The organism is Bacillus sp. SRL543 (assembly GCF_984799205.1).
In genome coordinates, this window is the sequence record NZ_OZ481794.1 from 837,930 (window position 1) to 852,804 (window position 14,875).

Sequence of the window (14,875 nt, forward strand, 5' to 3'; positions counted from 1 at the left end):
TGAACCCTTCAGTAGGAGCCGATAATGAAAAAAGATATACATGTTGTAGGAGCAGTTATTTTTAAAGATAATAAAATTCTTTGTGCTCAAAGAGGTAAGGAAAAGTCGTTACCACTATTATGGGAATTTCCAGGTGGCAAAATTGAAAAAGGCGAAAAACCTGAGCAAGCCTTAGTACGAGAAATTCAAGAAGAGATGCATTGTACGATAGATATTGGAGAAAAAATAGAGCATACGGTTTATGAATATGACTTTGGTATTGTTCACTTAACAACCTACTATTGTGAGTTGGTAGAAGGAGAGCCGGTTTTAACTGAGCATGCTGCGATCAAGTGGCTGGCTCCTAAAAAATTGCCCGCTCTAGAATGGGCTCCAGCTGATATTCCTACTATAGAAAAAATCGCAAGAGTATACGCGTAAAAAAAGGCTATCCAACTTTTCTGTTGGATAGCTTTTTTAATGGGCACTGTTTACAGGCCTGCCTCCACATAATGTAACACCATTGAAAGTATGTAGGGGGAACAGGCATCATTTATTCTAATTGACTACAAAATATTCTTATTAGCCCTCGGCACCAAATAAGAAGGCATCTCTTCTTCAAGCTCCCAAACAAAACTCATCGGCTTGTTCCCTGAGTGCTTTATATAATTTGCAGTTCCAAGAAACACGAAAGGTGAAGGGAGGCTGCCTTTTTCTTTTTTATATTCCCTGACGAATAGAGCGACTTTGTTCCCCGTGCTACGGTGGTGGATATACCGTTGACCAGTCGGGCTCTCCTCGCTTACTTTACTCTGGGTTTGCCAATGAAACAGTTTTTCGTTTATGGCATAGTCCTCGTATAGAGTTGAGGGTGAGAAATCTTTTTCTGATTTGTTCAAAGTGATAAAAAAGATGTCGAGCTTCTTGTCTTTAAAGTATTTGACACCTTCTCGGAATGCTGGGCTTTGTTCTTCGTTATTGTAGTCCAGTCCAGCCAGTACCTGGGCCGTTGAGTAGCGGCTGTGTACTTGAAGCGGACAAGGAAAGTCAAGGTTAGGCGGTAGTTCTACTGTTTCAAGTGAATCGTATAATACCCCAATAATCTGTTTGATTTCCTCTTTGAAGACTGGGTGCTTCAATACATTTTCGATACCTTCCCTTATTGAAGAGAGCTCTTCTTTTTCAGGATGGGATTGATAAAAAGAGTAATAGAACATGTTCAGCATTAGTTCTTCTTCTTTGCTACTGGCTTCTCCTGTTTCTATATAATCTTTTAAAAACTCCAGCAGCTTTCTTGAATTAAGATGAAATAGGTTTGGCAATCGTTTTGTCAGCCAATCCTCGTCCTCATACTTGAAATCTTCAGCCTGGCCAGCCTCTACTAATAGCCGGGAGAAGCTTCGATCTTTATTTCCTCCATAAAAATCATAGAGGTCTAGATGATAGTGCTCCAGGAAATTTTTCAAAGAGAGAGATTTCCCGGTATCGGGCTCAAAGGTTCTTAACTTGGCTACTAGGTTTCCTTTGGTATTAGCACCTGCTTTGATGTTTCGAAGGATGTATTCTTTCGCTTGCTTTTCTAACTGAATGAAGCAGCCTTTTGGCAGGTTGAAGAATCCGTTCTCCACATAGTATTGGACAGAGTGCTTTGATTTTCCGATCAGAGCTCTCAGCTTTTCCTCATAAGAATAGTTGCGGTGAGCTTGTCCGACAAAATCCAAGACGGTCAGGCAATCTTTGTCTTCTGATAAACGAAGGCCGCGTCCTAATTGCTGCAGAAAGACGGTCAGACTCTCTGTTGGGCGCAAGAACAGGACAGTATTGATTTCTGGGATGTCGATTCCTTCATTGTACAGATCAACGACGAAGATGAACTTGATTTCACCTGAAACAAGCAGCTGCTGTGCTTCTAAACGAGACTTTCTGTCCGTTCCTCCAAACAAGGCGATAGAAGGGATTCCGGATTTGTTAAAAAAGTCTGCCATGTATTGAGCATGGGCAATTGACACGCAAAACCCTAATCCTTTTACATCGCTAATATCTGTGACATACTTCTGGACACTCTGAACAATTTGAGAGCTTCGAAGGTCGTTAGACGTATAGACATTTTCTAATTGCTTGGTATCGTAACCGCCTCTCGACCATTTCAAGCTTGAAAGGTCGACGGTGTCGGTGACACAGAAGTATTGAAAAGGGCTTAACAGCTTTTGATTGATCGCTTCTGTTAACCGCATTTCAGCTGCTATATGATCATCAAAATAAGAGAGGATGCTTTTTCCATCCATCCTTTCAGGAGTAGCGGTCAATCCTAGGAGAACTTGCGGCTGATAATGATTGAGCAGCTTTTGATAAGAGTCTGCCGCGGCATGGTGGAACTCATCCACGACAATAAAATCGTAATAACCACTCTCGGTATGCTTATCGAGTTCCTTGCTGTTAAAGCTTTGGATGCTGACAAATAAGTGATCCAGAGAGGATGGTTGTTGTGCTCCGACAAGCATGTTCCCAAAGTTTGGTTCTCGTAAAATGGCACGGAAGGTATCCAAACTTTGCTTCAAGATTTCTTCGCGGTGAGCGACGAATAGTAGCTTTGCTTTGCCGCCATTTGCTTTCCTGAAGCGTTTGTAATCGAAGGCGGAGATCACTGTTTTCCCCACACCAGTTGCAGCAACCAGCAAATTTTTATAGCGATGATGAACTTCCCGTTCTGCCTGCAGCTTTTCAAGGATCTCTTTTTGGTAAAAGTAAGGCTGGATATCAAAAAGATATTGAACCGAATCCTCAGCCACTTTGCTTTTCTCCAGGGCCAGCTTAAGAGTCTGGTTGTCCTCCTCGTTCTCTCCATTAAACTCTTTGAACTCGCTATCATTCCAATAGCTTTCAAAGGTGGCTTCACATTTCTTAAGAACATCAAAGGAATCCTTCTCCGTTACCTTTACATTCCACTCGAGACCAGAAGTTAGGGCAGGATTGGAAAGGTTAGAGGAGCCAATATAAGCTGTACTGAACCCGGTATCTCTTTTAAAAAGATAGGCCTTTGCATGAAGTCTTGTCCGCTGCACATCATAAGAAATACGGATCTCAGTATTGGAAAGCTTACTCAGCTCCTGAATCGCCTTGTAATCAGTGGCTTCCATATAAGAAGTCGTAATCACCCGAAGTCTGCCACCACACTCAGTGAACGTCTTCAGTTCCTCTAAAATAATACGCAAGCCGCTCCACTTGATGAAAGAGACCAGCATATCAATAGAGTCAGAAGAGACAATCTCCTTCTTCAGCTCACCCAGCATATTGGGCTCATAGCTCGAACCAGTAAATAACGAGCTCTCAGAAATGGGCGTTATGGGACGGATGACTTCCAGTTTGCCGATGCTTCGGATGGAGTTCATCTTAGAGTAGATATGAGTCAAGACCTCGCCTTCCTCGGCAATTTTCAGCTGTTCAAACTCCTGGTGATCTAATCGCTGGCTTAGAGTGCTGATGATTTCATTGCAGGTTTCAATTTGTTTTAAAAGCGCCAGTTGATCGTTTTTTTCCTCATCACGAACAGCTTTTAGAGCCTTTCTGGTAACTGAGCTGATGTAGGAAGATAGGACTTTTCTGGCTTCCTCAACGTCCAAAGGCGACCTTCCAATATCAAAATCCAAGTTGGAGTCTGTGAGCTCTTCTCGGAGTTTTTTTGTAATGATTTCTTCGTAGATTCCTTGTTTTAGCATGGGTGAGATCCTTTCATGGTATATGGGTTTATTTGGTATAATTATAATAACACAGATATAGCCGGAATCGTGGTTGCGTATAGAGGAGGACCCTATGCTTAATAAATCCTTAGAACTTTCAAAGCTTGAAACAACAATTAGTAGACGGCAGAAAGAACTGTTAGAGTTGGAACAAAAGATAGAGGAAAAGAAAAGGCTGCTGAAGCAGTTAAATCGGAAAGTTCGAAAGTATGAAGAAAACGATGCTGCTGAAAAAGAGATGGCTGTAGCGGGAGCAGTAGAAAGCGTGCCTGCTTTTGAAAGGAAGATAGGGGTTATTGCCCAAACAGACTTGAAAAGGCTTTTGGAAAGTGGTCGTGTTCCACTATCTGTGATAGAGAATTTGAAGGACAAAAGGTATTCCAAAAACACTTTTGACCTGAATTTTCCTTTGCTTAGGGAAGTAACGGACATGGGTAAGATTGATGAACTTAAGATGGATCATACTGGGCGGAGCCGGTATTATGCTAAGCCTATTAGCATTTTGGGGAAGAAGTATTTGTTGTGTTCGCAGTGGTATGAGTATAGTAGGTCTCGGTTGGTTGGGTGGATAGGAAGGTATAAAATTTAGGGTTACCGAAGTGTATCTAAGCAAATATATAATTAAATCCGAATGGGCCACGAGGAGGAAGTAATGATTTTTAAAGATTCTTTTAAGATGCCTAAACCAGTAAAAATTACCGGAAGAAGTTCTAGTATAACTAATGCCTTTGTAAATGGAATCATTCCTTGCATTGTACCTGATGAAGAGGAAATTAGAGAAGTTCTTGAAATCCTTGGAATGGAAGATAAAGTCCGGTGCGCATACTGTGGTGACAATTATACTGAATGGGATCATTTTCGCCCCCTTATTCGTAATAAGCGACCAACTGGTTATATATCTGAAATACAGAATTTAGTTCCAGCTTGCGGCAAATGTAATCAATCTAAGGGAAACTCTAATTGGAAAGTTTGGATGCTTGGAAATGCCAGGCTTTCTCCGAATACCCGGAATATTCCCAGTCTACATACTAATATAGAACATCTTGAAAGATATGAAGCTTGGAGCAAACCAACTATTGTAAACTTTGAAGAAATAGTTGGAAAAGACGTATGGGAAGAGCATTGGGAGAATTGTGAGAAACTGCATAGCATGATGCAGGAAAGCCAAAAACTTTCCAATGCTATCAGAGAAAAAATTGCAAATGAATTGGGATCAAATATTCAAATGGTGGAAAACATTGATAGAAAACTGCCTGATCCTAGATTAATTGGAGAATGAGCCAAGGGAGCTGTCACGGTGGCTCATTGTTGGCCAAATTAGGTGCCTGACCCGCATCAGCTAAAGCTTTAAACTATGTAGAGTCAGACGCATTCTTCTATAAATAAGATAGATAGCAACTACTGTATGTGCAAGTAACAATGTAGTATGGTGCCGGTTTAAGTAGATATTACTTTAACTGGCATTTTTCTTTTTTTCTTTAGAAGTAGTGATGAATATTCATAATAACCACATTGACTATAATAAATTCTTAAACTACGATGAGTACATAGGAGGGATATTATGGAAAATGTTTTAACAATCCATTGTCCAAGATGTAGTAACAATTCGATAGCAACACGGTTGAGTTGCAAAGAGTGTGATTTAGAGCTAACTAAAAATTTTGGATTAGATAATTTTGCTCTTCTTTCAGTTGACGAACTAGATTTCGTTAAGACATTTCTAAAGTATCACGGAAGTCTTAAAGCTGTTCAGCAGAAAAAAGGAATGTCTTATCCTGCTGTTAAAGGAAGGATTTCCGAGATTGTAAAGAAATTAGGGATTGAAGAGATAAAGAATGAAAAAGAGATGGTGACTGAGATGTCTGCAGTAAGCTTCTTACAAATAGAATCTAATGATAGTGCAGTAGTTACTAGAATCAAAGAAAGGCTCAATGCCTGTGGTGGAAGAACTACTATCAAGTTATTGCAGGGAGATCCTTGTGAAATATGGTTTGATGCCAGTGGGAAAGGACTGGTATCCCCCAAAATTCCACCAGCAAATCAGCTTGTCTGGAAAGCTTTTGATGCTGCGGTTGAGGTCGTATCTCAAAATGGAGGTAAGGCGGTAAAAGGTAAAGCGCGTTCAGGGGCAAAACTTGGAAGTGTTGACCTTCCTTTCAATTCAGTCGAGGGATATATTGCTCATACAGTTCATGGCGTACAGGAAGGTGAAACTGCTTTTGGGCCAGGGTTTGTAATAGCAGCGGTTCTGGATTGGGCAGATATTTGCTGTAATGAGAGAGGATATCTGACAATGAATCCAAGCTTTGTGAGTGAAATGAAATAGTGGAGGTCTAAAAATGAAAACCTTGGAAAAAAAATTTCATGAAGATATGACTAATATATATTTTACTGCAAAGAAGGAGCTCAAATATAACGCCTCAAGATTTATCCAACTAGTATCAACAGAAGGGGGACTTAAAGCTGCAAAACAGCTAATTTCCAAAAGCGGAGGAACTTACGGGTTTGAAATTTTGTGGGAGAACAATAGGCTTGATTTGTCTGTAGAGGCGTTAGTCTTAAGGCCTGAATACAATGACCTTTTTACAGATGAGGAAAGAGAAATTTGTAAGAATCGTTTAAAAGAATTTGGATATGAAATAGACTAATTGTAGACAAGGGTGAACAACTAAGAGCCAAGGGGACAGACCCCTTGGCTCTTTTTTTTTCAGCGATTTCACTTGGTCCATGACAGTATCACGGGTAAGCTGGTTATCCAGGATCAGCAGAGCGTAGTTTTCTTCGGCCAATTTGACATATATTTCAATAGCTTCACTGGCTGTATTCCGGGCAGTTTGGATATTGTGACTGTAGTGTGCAAAGTTCCTCTTGTGCAGCATCTGACGCTTTTTTAGTTCCTCTAATTCCTCCGGTGTAGATATTCCTTCAAATCTGTTAAGAAGCTGTTGACCAACTCTTATTTCTTCCTCCTAAGAATCTTTTTGTAAGTGAAATGAGTTTTATAGGGTGATATTAACATATATTCCCTGAAAAGTTGGTGAGAATCTTGACTGAACCTTGAAAAGAGCGAGAGGACCTGACCCTGTGGCTTCCAAAAAGAGCCGAGGGACCAGACCCCGTGGCACAAAAAAGCCGAGGGACCTGACCCCCCTGGCTCGAACAACCAAAAAAAATTTCCGCCCACCATGTCCATTTCCCATTCACATCTATATATAAGAGGTGAACAAACAAAAAGGAGTGATTGGGAAATGCAGATGCAGATGAATGGGTGGACGCAGTTTGAGAGGCAGGTTCGATGGAGTGAGGTATTTCATCATGTGGAGGATTTGCGGTTGTATTTGCTGCTGAAGAGTGATGCGATGGTGAAGGATGAGGTGCCGTGCGGTGAGTTAGTGCTGAATGCTGGGCAGTATGTCCGTTCGATCACTCTGCTGCGGGAGGATTTGTGGTTTTATAATGTGAAGAAGAAGGATTTTTACAGTCATTCGCGGATTCAGCGTTCGATTAAGCGGCTGGAGAAGCTCGGTCTGATTACGGCGGAGCGGTTTCCGCATGGGTTTTTGTTTACGGTGCTTGGAGTGGAGGAACCTGCGGATGGCCGAGAACTGGCTGAAATGGGGGTGGAGGAACCAGCAGATGGCCGTGAACTGGCTGAAGTGGAAGCGAAAAATACGGCAGAAGTACAGGCTGAAAACGGACAGGATCCTTTTTTGCCGCCTGCACGTGAATCGGACGTGGAGGACTCGCGAATCGAACCTGAAGACACAATAGAGAAAAGAAATAAAAGAGAGAAAAGAAAGAATAAAAACAACAACAACAACAACAGCATCTCCGAAGATGTCCGGAGAGCAAAAAACGCTGCTGTTGCTGAACATTTCATGGTGAGGAGAGGCAAAGGCTTTTTCCTGACAGCAATGGATTTGACAGCGATTGAAAGAATCTGTGAGTTTCCGCTTTCGACTGAGCAGCTGACAGCGTTTATGGATGAGCAGTTTGACAAGGTGGAGCAGGGCGATGTGCATGATACGATCAACAGCCCGAAATATCTGGAGAAGATCCTGGAATCGTATGAACCGCCTGAGGTGCTGGAGCAGAGGCTGGAAGAGGCGCTTGCCGCCTTGGGTGAGAGAGTGGAGAATGCATGACGCTGGAGGAGTTCAACAGGGTGATCAAGGAAATCCATCTTGCTTTTCCCGGAAAGCGGATGGACCTTGATACCCTTGAGATCTGGCATCGGCATTTATCGGAATGCAGGTATCCGGCCGTGAAGCAGCGGCTGGATGCTTATATCAGGCAAAATTCTTACCGGCCAGCACTGGCGCATCTTTATGTGAGGGACGAGACGGAGACAACGGTGCTGGACATGATGAAAGAATGGGAACGGGAAGGGGAGAAGAAGATTGGGGACAGAAGGTATAGGGATAAACTACGACCGCCTTGGGAGGAGTGATCAGCCGAGGGAGAAGCTGCTGGAGGCAGAAAGCATGATACTTGGGGCAGTCCTGCTTGAGCCTCAGGTGATTGAGCAGCTGACTTTGGGACCGGAGCATTTCACACAGGCGGAGAACCGGCTGATTTTTTCCGCGATGAGGGCCTTGGAGAGCAAGAAACTGAAGATTGATATGGTCATGCTGGTGGAAGAGCTGGGCGACCAGATTGAGAATGCAGGTGGTGTGAGTTATCTGGTCGAAGTCGCCAACAGCTGTCCGACGGCGGCCAATCTTGATCAGTATGAACAGATTGTTCTTAAGTACTACCAGCTGGGCCTGATCCGCAAATCCGCGCACTATTTCCTTGGCGATTTTACCCCTGAATCTGCGGCAGAGCTTTATAAGACGCTCATCCAATACCACACGCTTCATAACAAAGACAAAGTGACAAAAGATGACCTTTTGCTGCAGCTGTATGAATCGCTCTATGAGCAGCAGACAGGACTCCCGGGCGTGGACACTGGATTTGAAACACTGAATGGGCTGACAGGAGGCTGGAAGGAAGGGGAGCTCATCATCCTCGCGGCAAGGCCCTCGATGGGGAAGACGGCGCTTGCCATCCAGCTCGCCTGGGAGTGTGCAAGCAGGAACGGGATATCGCTTGTCTTCTCATTGGAAATGAGCGCCAAGCAAATCTTCCAGCGACTGCTCTGCAGCCTGTCCGGCATTAACATGATGAAATGGCATAATCCACATAAATACCTGTCGATTGAAGAGATGGGGAAGATGCAGGAAGCCATGAACAGCGTCTACAAAACCAATTTGGCTGTGGAGGAAAACGGTCTCGTCACCCTCATGGAAATCCGCCAGCATATCATGAACCTGAAGCGCGAGCATCCCACCGAGCCATTCCTTGTCGTCATTGACTACCTGCAGCTGATTACCGTCAAAGAGCGCTTCGACCGCCACGACCTTTGCATCGGGTACATCACCAAGCAGCTGAAGAGCATGGCGAAGGAATTCAAGATTCCGATCATCCTCTTGTCGCAGCTGTCCAGGGGAGTGGAGTCAAGGGCGGATAAACGTCCCCGGCTTTCTGATCTGCGTGATTCTGGCAATATTGAGCAGGATGCGGATTTGGTGCTGTTTTTGTATAGGGATGCTTATTATGACAGCAAGAGTGAGGTGGGGAATGAAGTGGAGGTTAATATTGCGAAGAATCGGAATGGGCCGGTGGGGATGGTGAGGCTGGGGTTTGAGAAGGAGGTTGGGCGGTTTTGGGGGTGAGGAGGAAAGAGCCAAGGGGACAGGTCCCTTGGCTCTTTGAGTTGTCACAACTTTATAAAGAGATTCTTAAGCACCATTTAGAGGTCTTCTGATTCCATGTCAAGCTCATCAATTTTAAAAGCCATAAGTTTATAAAAATTAGTAGGTGTACTCAATCTTTTAAACTCGTATTTTTCGTAAAAATTGACAGCGCTATTTAAAGCTTCTACCGTTAAAAAATTACAGCCTGATTCTCTAGAAATGTTCTGGGTAATTTCAAAGGCGCGCATAAGCAGATACTCACCTATACGTTTTCCTCTGTGATTTTCATCAACACCCATGAAATGTAGTCGTACAGCTGGAAAGTATTTAATCATTTCCAGCTGCCAACCTAGCTTCTCCTTTTTCCCTTTTCCTAGAGAAACAATATCATTAAACAGAGTAAAATACCCGACTAAGTTACCTTCCAAATCGAAGAATAATCGGGTATTAGCTGTATTAGTTTTATGGAGATTTAAAGCTTCGTTTTTTAAGAAATTTTCAACAGCGGGTTCGTCACTGCACTTGAAATCGCTGATTGAGGATTGTAAGTCAATTGAAATAAATTTTTCCGTATACTCGTCAAAGTGAGGGTTATTAAACATGTTGGAAGTAAGAAACATGTTAAAATCCTCTATGCCGCCTATTTTTAAATGCTGAAAATTTTTCTCTAACACGGTCAATATTTGGGTCTTTTGATTTTTCCTTGTTCAAAGCCCAATTTATAACAGAGTCGTATTCATTTGCATCATCGTAGTATGCCTCGGATGGTTGAACTTTTCTAACAGGAGTCTGAATAGCGGTATTACTAACCATACCTTTTTTTTCCTCCTTGTTGTCCACACTATCACCACCGTTTTTGAAAATATATGGTAACAGCTTGACATTTATTACATAAATTATACATTTGCGGGTGTTGAGATTGCAATGCAATGTTCAAGCTTTCCCATATTTAATTATAGCCTTATTATTGACGAATAAACTTTGTTCTCATACATTAAACATTCTTTATAATATATTCAGTCTTGTTTTTTTGGTTAAAGGAGCCAAGGGGACAGATCCCTTGGCTCTTAATAAAACTGGGCCAAGGGGTCTGTCCCCCCGGCCCGGACAAGCCCCGTGGCTCTTTTCTATTGATAATTAACAAAACCCGGAGCAGGATCCAATTCCAATACATCCTTAGGTGTCATCAGCGGCTCATCCTTTTTATAAAACACTTTGAACCCGCCGTACTGAATGGGCTGCTTTTGCACAAATTCATTGTATCCGGCTCTTTTGATGGCATCCAATCCATGGCCGTCGAAGTTGATGACGACTTCTGTGTTGTCTGTAGGATGGATGGAGTCCTTGTTGATGAGGACATTTCCTGCGAATTGATGGACGATGACCATTTTGTCGGGCAGTCCATTTTCGGCTGTTAGGTTTGATACATAGTCAATGGCCTCTTGAATTTCTTTCCCATCGACTGTGCCTAGATCCACTCCGGGAATTTCTCCTTCTTTGACATGGAATTCGGTATCGATGGCTAGGTGGACGAAAGGCAGTTTCAGGTATTTTTCCACCGATTTCACCTGGTTCATGACGGTATCACGGGCAAGCTGGATATCCAGGATCAGCAGGGCGTTGTTCTCTTCGGCCAATTTCGCATATGTTTCAATATCTTCACTGGCTGTCGGGTGTATGTAATCACCATCATCTCCAGGGCTCCGCTGGGCGACGGTCGAAATCAGTTCAATCGCCGGGATGGCTGGCCGTTCTGGATCCAGTTCGGAATATTCCTTGGTTTGGGCCAGCAATTTTTCCATAAAGACTTCAGGACTGTATTCTCCCAGGATCCCCATGTTTTTCGAATTGGGATGCCCGTAATAGGAAACAATTCTATGTTCCTTCAGCGGTCCGTCTGTTTGATCCTTGGCACCAGCTGCCAGGGTCTGGCCTAAAGGAACGCTTCTTTTCGTGCTGCCTCCATGTGCCTGTGTCTTTGGCATTTCCTCAAGCTGCTGGCTTGTATAATGGGTTTTCAACGGCTTTGCCCCTTGAGAAGGTTCGATTGCTTTATATGAAGCTTCACGTGCAAACCTGGGTGACTTTGCAGCTTCATCAAGCGTATACTGCATCTCACTAAGAGGCAGCTTCGACTCTTCAAGCATCTTTGATCCTTCTTCTGACGACGATACCGATTGCGAGCAGCCTGCTAACATCAAATAGGGGATGGCTGCCAGACAAGCCCCTGTTCTCAATCTCTTATTCACGTAATCCCACCTAATAAAAATTTATAAGAGGTCCCTTGGCTTCTTTTGTGGCTGGATGGGGGACCTGTCTCTGTTATTCTCTATACCCTTAGGGAGGGTAATCTATTACTCTATGATAACATCCATTGAGGTGTATCGCCTCAAAGCCAAGGGACCTGTCCCTATGGCTCTTTTTGAAACCGGGCCAAGGGACCTGACCCTATGGCTCGAAAGTAAAGTAGTTCTAATGTTGAATAAGGATTTAATTTATTTTAGGATTATTAGTAAATATGTAAATGTTTAAGGAGAAGTGAATAGTATGGAAAGCAGCTCTTCCAACGAGGTACAAGCAGTATACGGACAACTATTGGATGCCTGGAATAGTCAAGATGCTCGTGGAATGTCAGAATTATTTACTGAAGATGGTGAAAGCATTGGATTTGATGGAAGCCAATCTATCAGCAGGAAGGAAATATTTTCTCACCTTAATCCAATCTTTGAGCATCATCAAACTGCTCGATTTGTCAGCAAAGTAAAAGATGTACAGTTTTTTAGTTCTGACATAGTGCTTTTACGAGCAATTGCAGGAATGGTACCTCCTCAATCAAAAGACATCAACCCAAAGGTAAACACCCATCATACTCTTATTTTGGTAAAAAAAGATGGGAAATGGCGGATTCAGCTATACCAAAATACTCCTGCTCAGTTTCACGGAAGACCTGAATTAGTAGAACAAATGACAGAAGAGCTTAGAGCATTATTATAGAAGCCAAGGGGACAGGTCCCTTGGCTCTTTTTGATGGTGGGCCAAGGGACCTGACCCTGTGGCTCCCCCCGTGGCTCACCCTGTGGCTTTTTAGATGCCGTTTCTGGGATAAGCCAGAGAAAATAAGGAAATAGTTGGATACTAAAGTCGGCTTTGCATAAGTTATTGGCATCGTGGGTAAAGAAATAACAAAATCACAGTTAAGATCAAAAAAGGGTGGAGGGTTGTGAATAAAGAGCTATTTGAGTTATTGACAAATATACTGAGAGACGTTGATCGGGTTAAATCATATCTAATACAAACGATAACAATACGTAATGATGGAATCGATATGCAGGCAGCAGAGAGAATTATTAAAAGGTTAGAACGTATTGCGCAAGACGCAGATGAGGAATTAATCCATACGCTAATAAGAATCGAGCAGAATTTCGATTTAGAACAATCTAAGGATAGAGTAACTAAGGAAGAATCTTCAGTCAGGAATCAACCAAAGGATTAAAGAGCCAAGGGGACAGACCCCTTGGCTCTTTTTGACGTTGGGCCGAGGGGTCTGACCCTGTGGCTTACCTTGCAAGGCAGCAAGGCGTTTCTTCATTGCTTAATTCAGCAACAGCTTTTAAAAAGTTACTATATGTCTCGTTCCCAAAAGCATCCTTATCGTTTTTGAAGAACAATTCAAATGCTAAGTCTTTTGCTTCAATGACACTACAATGCCGAAAACTGATGACTAATTTCAGATAGGACAGAAAGTATTCTTTCTTTAGTGTACCTCCATGATTAACAGTCATTAGCAGCACTCCTTTTCATCTTCTGCAGAACAGCATTCTTGTTTTTCAGAGTCCTTGCAGCAATCGTCTTTTTCTTCTTTTACTTCCTCGATTTTTACATGGCAGCAGTTTGAACTTTTACCATTTTTCCTGAAAATATTAAACATAACATCACCCTTCAGATATAAAATGTTTAGATAAGATAAAAAATGAAGCCAGAAGCAGTGGACATTGCAACTACTGACAATACAAACATCGCAACCAGTTCTTTCTTAAAGATCGATTTTAAAAGGACAACCTCTGGGAGACTTGCCCCCGCCGAGCTTATGATCATGGCCATGAGGGGTCCTAATGCCATTCCTTTCATAATCAGGATTTGAGAAATTGGAATCATGCTTGAAAGCCTGATATATAGCGGCACGCCGACAATTGCTGCGATAGGGATAAGCCACCAGGAATCTTTGCCAAAAACGGAAGAAATAAATTCAGTTGGAACCAATCCATGGATGACTGCACCAATGGCTGCACCGATAATCAGATAAGGGTAAACACTTTTCATAAGGTCCACGGTTTCTTTCGCAGCCAATTTCAAGTTGAATTTCTGTGTTCTTCCCTCATAGCCTGTCATGACGACGTTTTTGACGTACTTCTCAGCCCCAAACGCCTCAAGTGTGAATCCAATAAGGACGGAGAATAGGGTGGTCAGGATCGTATAAATGATGGTCACTTTCCATCCGAGCACCACTCCCATAAGCGTTAAGATGGTAGGGTCAAGAACGGGAGAAGCAAAGAGGAATATCATGACAATCCCGAAAGGCATCTTCTTCTTTAACATGTTCACGACTACTGGAATGGTCGAGCATGAACAAAAAGGAGTGATGAAAGCAAACACGATAGCAAAAAATGCACCGATGAAACGATTCTTTCCAGCAAGTTTCTTTTCAATCTTTTCATAGGGGATATATCCCTGCAAAAGGCTGATGGCAAAGGAAATAACAATGAATAAAACAGTTAATTCAGCAGCGATGTACAAAAAACTTTTTAACGTTTCAATCCACACAGTAACCCCTACTTAATCAAAAAATATTGATGTATTAATCAAAAAAAAATGATGATAACTCTAAAAAAAATTTAGCAACTGGAATTCGGGCGGAAAAGGCAGCAAAGCTCCTCTGATAATAAGTGGTTTATTTCTGTTTGATTGAGTTTATAAAAACTCCAGGTGCCTTCAGTTCTCTTTGTAATAATTTCGGCATCCAGTAAAATCTTTAAGTGATATGACAATTTTGACTGAGTCATATCCATAAGCGGAGCAAGATCACATACGCACATTTCGCCTTTTTCCGTGAGAATGTTCATGATGCGCAATCTCTTTTTATCTGCGATTGCTTTAAACTTCAGTTCGTACGTTTCAAACACTTTCTCTTGGGCTGCATCCTGGAGCGGAAGCTGAACATCCATTCTATCACCTCTTCATCAAAAACTTTTGATGTAATCATTTTATAACCAATATTTTCTAATGTCAACCATCAGCCAGGGGGACAGGTCCCTTGGCTCTTTTTGATGCTGGGCCGAAGGGTCTGTCCCTGTGGCTTTCACTTCATAGGCAGCAAGGAAAGTACGGGCAGGCGTATCAGGCTACCTTGTATAAGCAAGAATT

At 42.5% G+C, this 14,875-nt stretch carries 17 protein-coding genes; 9 read left to right on the top strand and 8 right to left on the bottom strand.

What is annotated here, in order from left to right:
* The first annotated feature begins 24 nt into the window (after positions 1-24).
* A complete protein-coding gene (locus tag AC4E8B_RS04410) occupies positions 25-420 on the top strand; it encodes a (deoxy)nucleoside triphosphate pyrophosphohydrolase (RefSeq protein WP_490217263.1) in 396 nt (131 codons plus the stop codon).
* Between the two features lie 125 nt (positions 421-545).
* Here the strand turns inward: AC4E8B_RS04410 and AC4E8B_RS04415 are convergent, their stop codons facing one another.
* Positions 546-3,695: a DEAD/DEAH box helicase gene (locus tag AC4E8B_RS04415; protein ID WP_490219499.1), complete on the bottom strand. Its 3,150-nt coding sequence runs from the start codon at positions 3,693-3,695 to the stop codon at positions 546-548.
* 673 nt (positions 3,696-4,368) lie between these two features.
* On the opposite strand from AC4E8B_RS04415, the gene AC4E8B_RS04420 reads away from it, so the two are divergent.
* From AC4E8B_RS04420 to AC4E8B_RS04445, 6 genes are all read left to right on the top strand, one after another.
* Complete coding sequence (locus tag AC4E8B_RS04420; RefSeq protein ID WP_490217265.1) at positions 4,369-4,995, top strand: HNH endonuclease; 627 nt, start codon at positions 4,369-4,371, stop codon at positions 4,993-4,995.
* Between the two features lie 282 nt (positions 4,996-5,277).
* Positions 5,278-6,042, top strand: a complete 765-nt coding sequence (locus tag AC4E8B_RS04425; protein WP_490217266.1) for a DUF2089 family protein — start codon at positions 5,278-5,280, stop codon at positions 6,040-6,042.
* A 13-nt stretch (positions 6,043-6,055) separates the two neighbouring features.
* Positions 6,056-6,364: a hypothetical protein gene (locus AC4E8B_RS04430; protein WP_490217268.1), complete on the top strand. Its 309-nt coding sequence runs from the start codon at positions 6,056-6,058 to the stop codon at positions 6,362-6,364.
* 600 nt (positions 6,365-6,964) lie between these two features.
* Positions 6,965-7,861 carry a hypothetical protein gene (locus AC4E8B_RS04435; RefSeq protein WP_490217269.1) on the top strand — a complete coding sequence of 299 codons (897 nt, stop codon included), beginning with the start codon at positions 6,965-6,967 and terminating at the stop codon, positions 7,859-7,861.
* A complete protein-coding gene (locus tag AC4E8B_RS04440; RefSeq protein WP_306010429.1) occupies positions 7,858-8,166 on the top strand; it encodes a replicative helicase loader/inhibitor in 309 nt (102 codons plus the stop codon). The genes AC4E8B_RS04435 and AC4E8B_RS04440 overlap by 4 nt, the downstream gene beginning before the upstream one ends.
* Complete coding sequence (locus AC4E8B_RS04445; RefSeq protein WP_490217271.1) at positions 8,117-9,433, top strand: replicative DNA helicase; 1,317 nt, start codon at positions 8,117-8,119, stop codon at positions 9,431-9,433. The genes AC4E8B_RS04440 and AC4E8B_RS04445 overlap by 50 nt, the downstream gene beginning before the upstream one ends.
* Before the next feature lie 77 nt (positions 9,434-9,510).
* Here the strand turns inward: AC4E8B_RS04445 and AC4E8B_RS04450 are convergent, their stop codons facing one another.
* The 3 genes from AC4E8B_RS04450 to AC4E8B_RS04460 all read right to left on the bottom strand — a co-directional run bounded on the left by AC4E8B_RS04450 (position 9,511) and on the right by AC4E8B_RS04460 (position 11,703).
* Positions 9,511-10,128 carry a GNAT family N-acetyltransferase gene (locus tag AC4E8B_RS04450; protein WP_490217272.1) on the bottom strand — a complete coding sequence of 206 codons (618 nt, stop codon included), beginning with the start codon at positions 10,126-10,128 and terminating at the stop codon, positions 9,511-9,513.
* Positions 10,076-10,294 carry a hypothetical protein gene (locus AC4E8B_RS04455; RefSeq protein WP_490217274.1) on the bottom strand — a complete coding sequence of 73 codons (219 nt, stop codon included), beginning with the start codon at positions 10,292-10,294 and terminating at the stop codon, positions 10,076-10,078. The genes AC4E8B_RS04450 and AC4E8B_RS04455 overlap by 53 nt, the downstream gene beginning before the upstream one ends.
* A 287-nt stretch (positions 10,295-10,581) precedes the next feature.
* A complete protein-coding gene (locus AC4E8B_RS04460; RefSeq protein ID WP_490217275.1) occupies positions 10,582-11,703 on the bottom strand; it encodes a hypothetical protein in 1,122 nt (373 codons plus the stop codon).
* Positions 11,704-12,001: 298 nt separating this feature from the next.
* Here AC4E8B_RS04460 and AC4E8B_RS04465 point away from each other — a divergent pair, with 298 nt between their 5' ends.
* Together AC4E8B_RS04465 and AC4E8B_RS04470 are read left to right on the top strand one after the other, a co-directional pair.
* Complete coding sequence (locus tag AC4E8B_RS04465) at positions 12,002-12,448, top strand: SgcJ/EcaC family oxidoreductase (protein WP_490217276.1); 447 nt, start codon at positions 12,002-12,004, stop codon at positions 12,446-12,448.
* Between the two features lie 226 nt (positions 12,449-12,674).
* A complete protein-coding gene (locus AC4E8B_RS04470) occupies positions 12,675-12,947 on the top strand; it encodes a hypothetical protein (RefSeq protein ID WP_490217277.1) in 273 nt (90 codons plus the stop codon).
* 64 nt (positions 12,948-13,011) lie between these two features.
* Here the strand turns inward: AC4E8B_RS04470 and AC4E8B_RS04475 are convergent, their stop codons facing one another.
* From AC4E8B_RS04475 to AC4E8B_RS04490, 4 genes are all read right to left on the bottom strand, one after another.
* Positions 13,012-13,236 carry a hypothetical protein gene (locus AC4E8B_RS04475; RefSeq protein ID WP_490217278.1) on the bottom strand — a complete coding sequence of 75 codons (225 nt, stop codon included), beginning with the start codon at positions 13,234-13,236 and terminating at the stop codon, positions 13,012-13,014.
* The gene (locus AC4E8B_RS04480; RefSeq protein ID WP_490217279.1) at positions 13,236-13,382 is read right to left on the bottom strand and encodes a hypothetical protein; all 147 of its coding nucleotides are present in this window, start codon (positions 13,380-13,382) and stop codon (positions 13,236-13,238) included. The genes AC4E8B_RS04475 and AC4E8B_RS04480 overlap by 1 nt, the downstream gene beginning before the upstream one ends.
* A gap of 26 nt (positions 13,383-13,408) precedes the next feature.
* The gene (locus AC4E8B_RS04485; RefSeq protein WP_490217280.1) at positions 13,409-14,275 is read right to left on the bottom strand and encodes a permease; all 867 of its coding nucleotides are present in this window, start codon (positions 14,273-14,275) and stop codon (positions 13,409-13,411) included.
* Between the two features lie 71 nt (positions 14,276-14,346).
* Positions 14,347-14,676, bottom strand: coding sequence for an ArsR/SmtB family transcription factor (locus AC4E8B_RS04490; protein ID WP_490217281.1), 330 nt, complete (start codon positions 14,674-14,676; stop codon positions 14,347-14,349).
* Positions 14,677-14,875: the final 199 nt, after the last annotated feature.

What these genes read in the sequence shown, in the direction of transcription:
- AC4E8B_RS04410 (WP_490217263.1), top strand. Translation starts at nt 25, where the DNA reads ATGAAAAAAGATATACATGTTGTAGGAGCAGTTATTTTTAAAGATAAT.
- AC4E8B_RS04415 (WP_490219499.1), bottom strand. Translation starts at nt 3,695, where the DNA reads ATGCTAAAACAAGGAATCTACGAAGAAATCATTACAAAAAAACTCCGA.
- AC4E8B_RS04420 (WP_490217265.1), top strand. Translation starts at nt 4,369, where the DNA reads ATGATTTTTAAAGATTCTTTTAAGATGCCTAAACCAGTAAAAATTACC.
- AC4E8B_RS04425 (WP_490217266.1), top strand. Translation starts at nt 5,278, where the DNA reads ATGGAAAATGTTTTAACAATCCATTGTCCAAGATGTAGTAACAATTCG.
- AC4E8B_RS04430 (WP_490217268.1), top strand. Translation starts at nt 6,056, where the DNA reads ATGAAAACCTTGGAAAAAAAATTTCATGAAGATATGACTAATATATAT.
- AC4E8B_RS04435 (WP_490217269.1), top strand. Translation starts at nt 6,965, where the DNA reads ATGCAGATGCAGATGAATGGGTGGACGCAGTTTGAGAGGCAGGTTCGA.
- AC4E8B_RS04440 (WP_306010429.1), top strand. Translation starts at nt 7,858, where the DNA reads ATGACGCTGGAGGAGTTCAACAGGGTGATCAAGGAAATCCATCTTGCT.
- AC4E8B_RS04465 (WP_490217276.1), top strand. Translation starts at nt 12,002, where the DNA reads ATGGAAAGCAGCTCTTCCAACGAGGTACAAGCAGTATACGGACAACTA.
- AC4E8B_RS04475 (WP_490217278.1), bottom strand. Translation starts at nt 13,236, where the DNA reads ATGACTGTTAATCATGGAGGTACACTAAAGAAAGAATACTTTCTGTCC.
- AC4E8B_RS04480 (WP_490217279.1), bottom strand. Translation starts at nt 13,382, where the DNA reads ATGTTTAATATTTTCAGGAAAAATGGTAAAAGTTCAAACTGCTGCCAT.
- AC4E8B_RS04490 (WP_490217281.1), bottom strand. Translation starts at nt 14,676, where the DNA reads ATGGATGTTCAGCTTCCGCTCCAGGATGCAGCCCAAGAGAAAGTGTTT.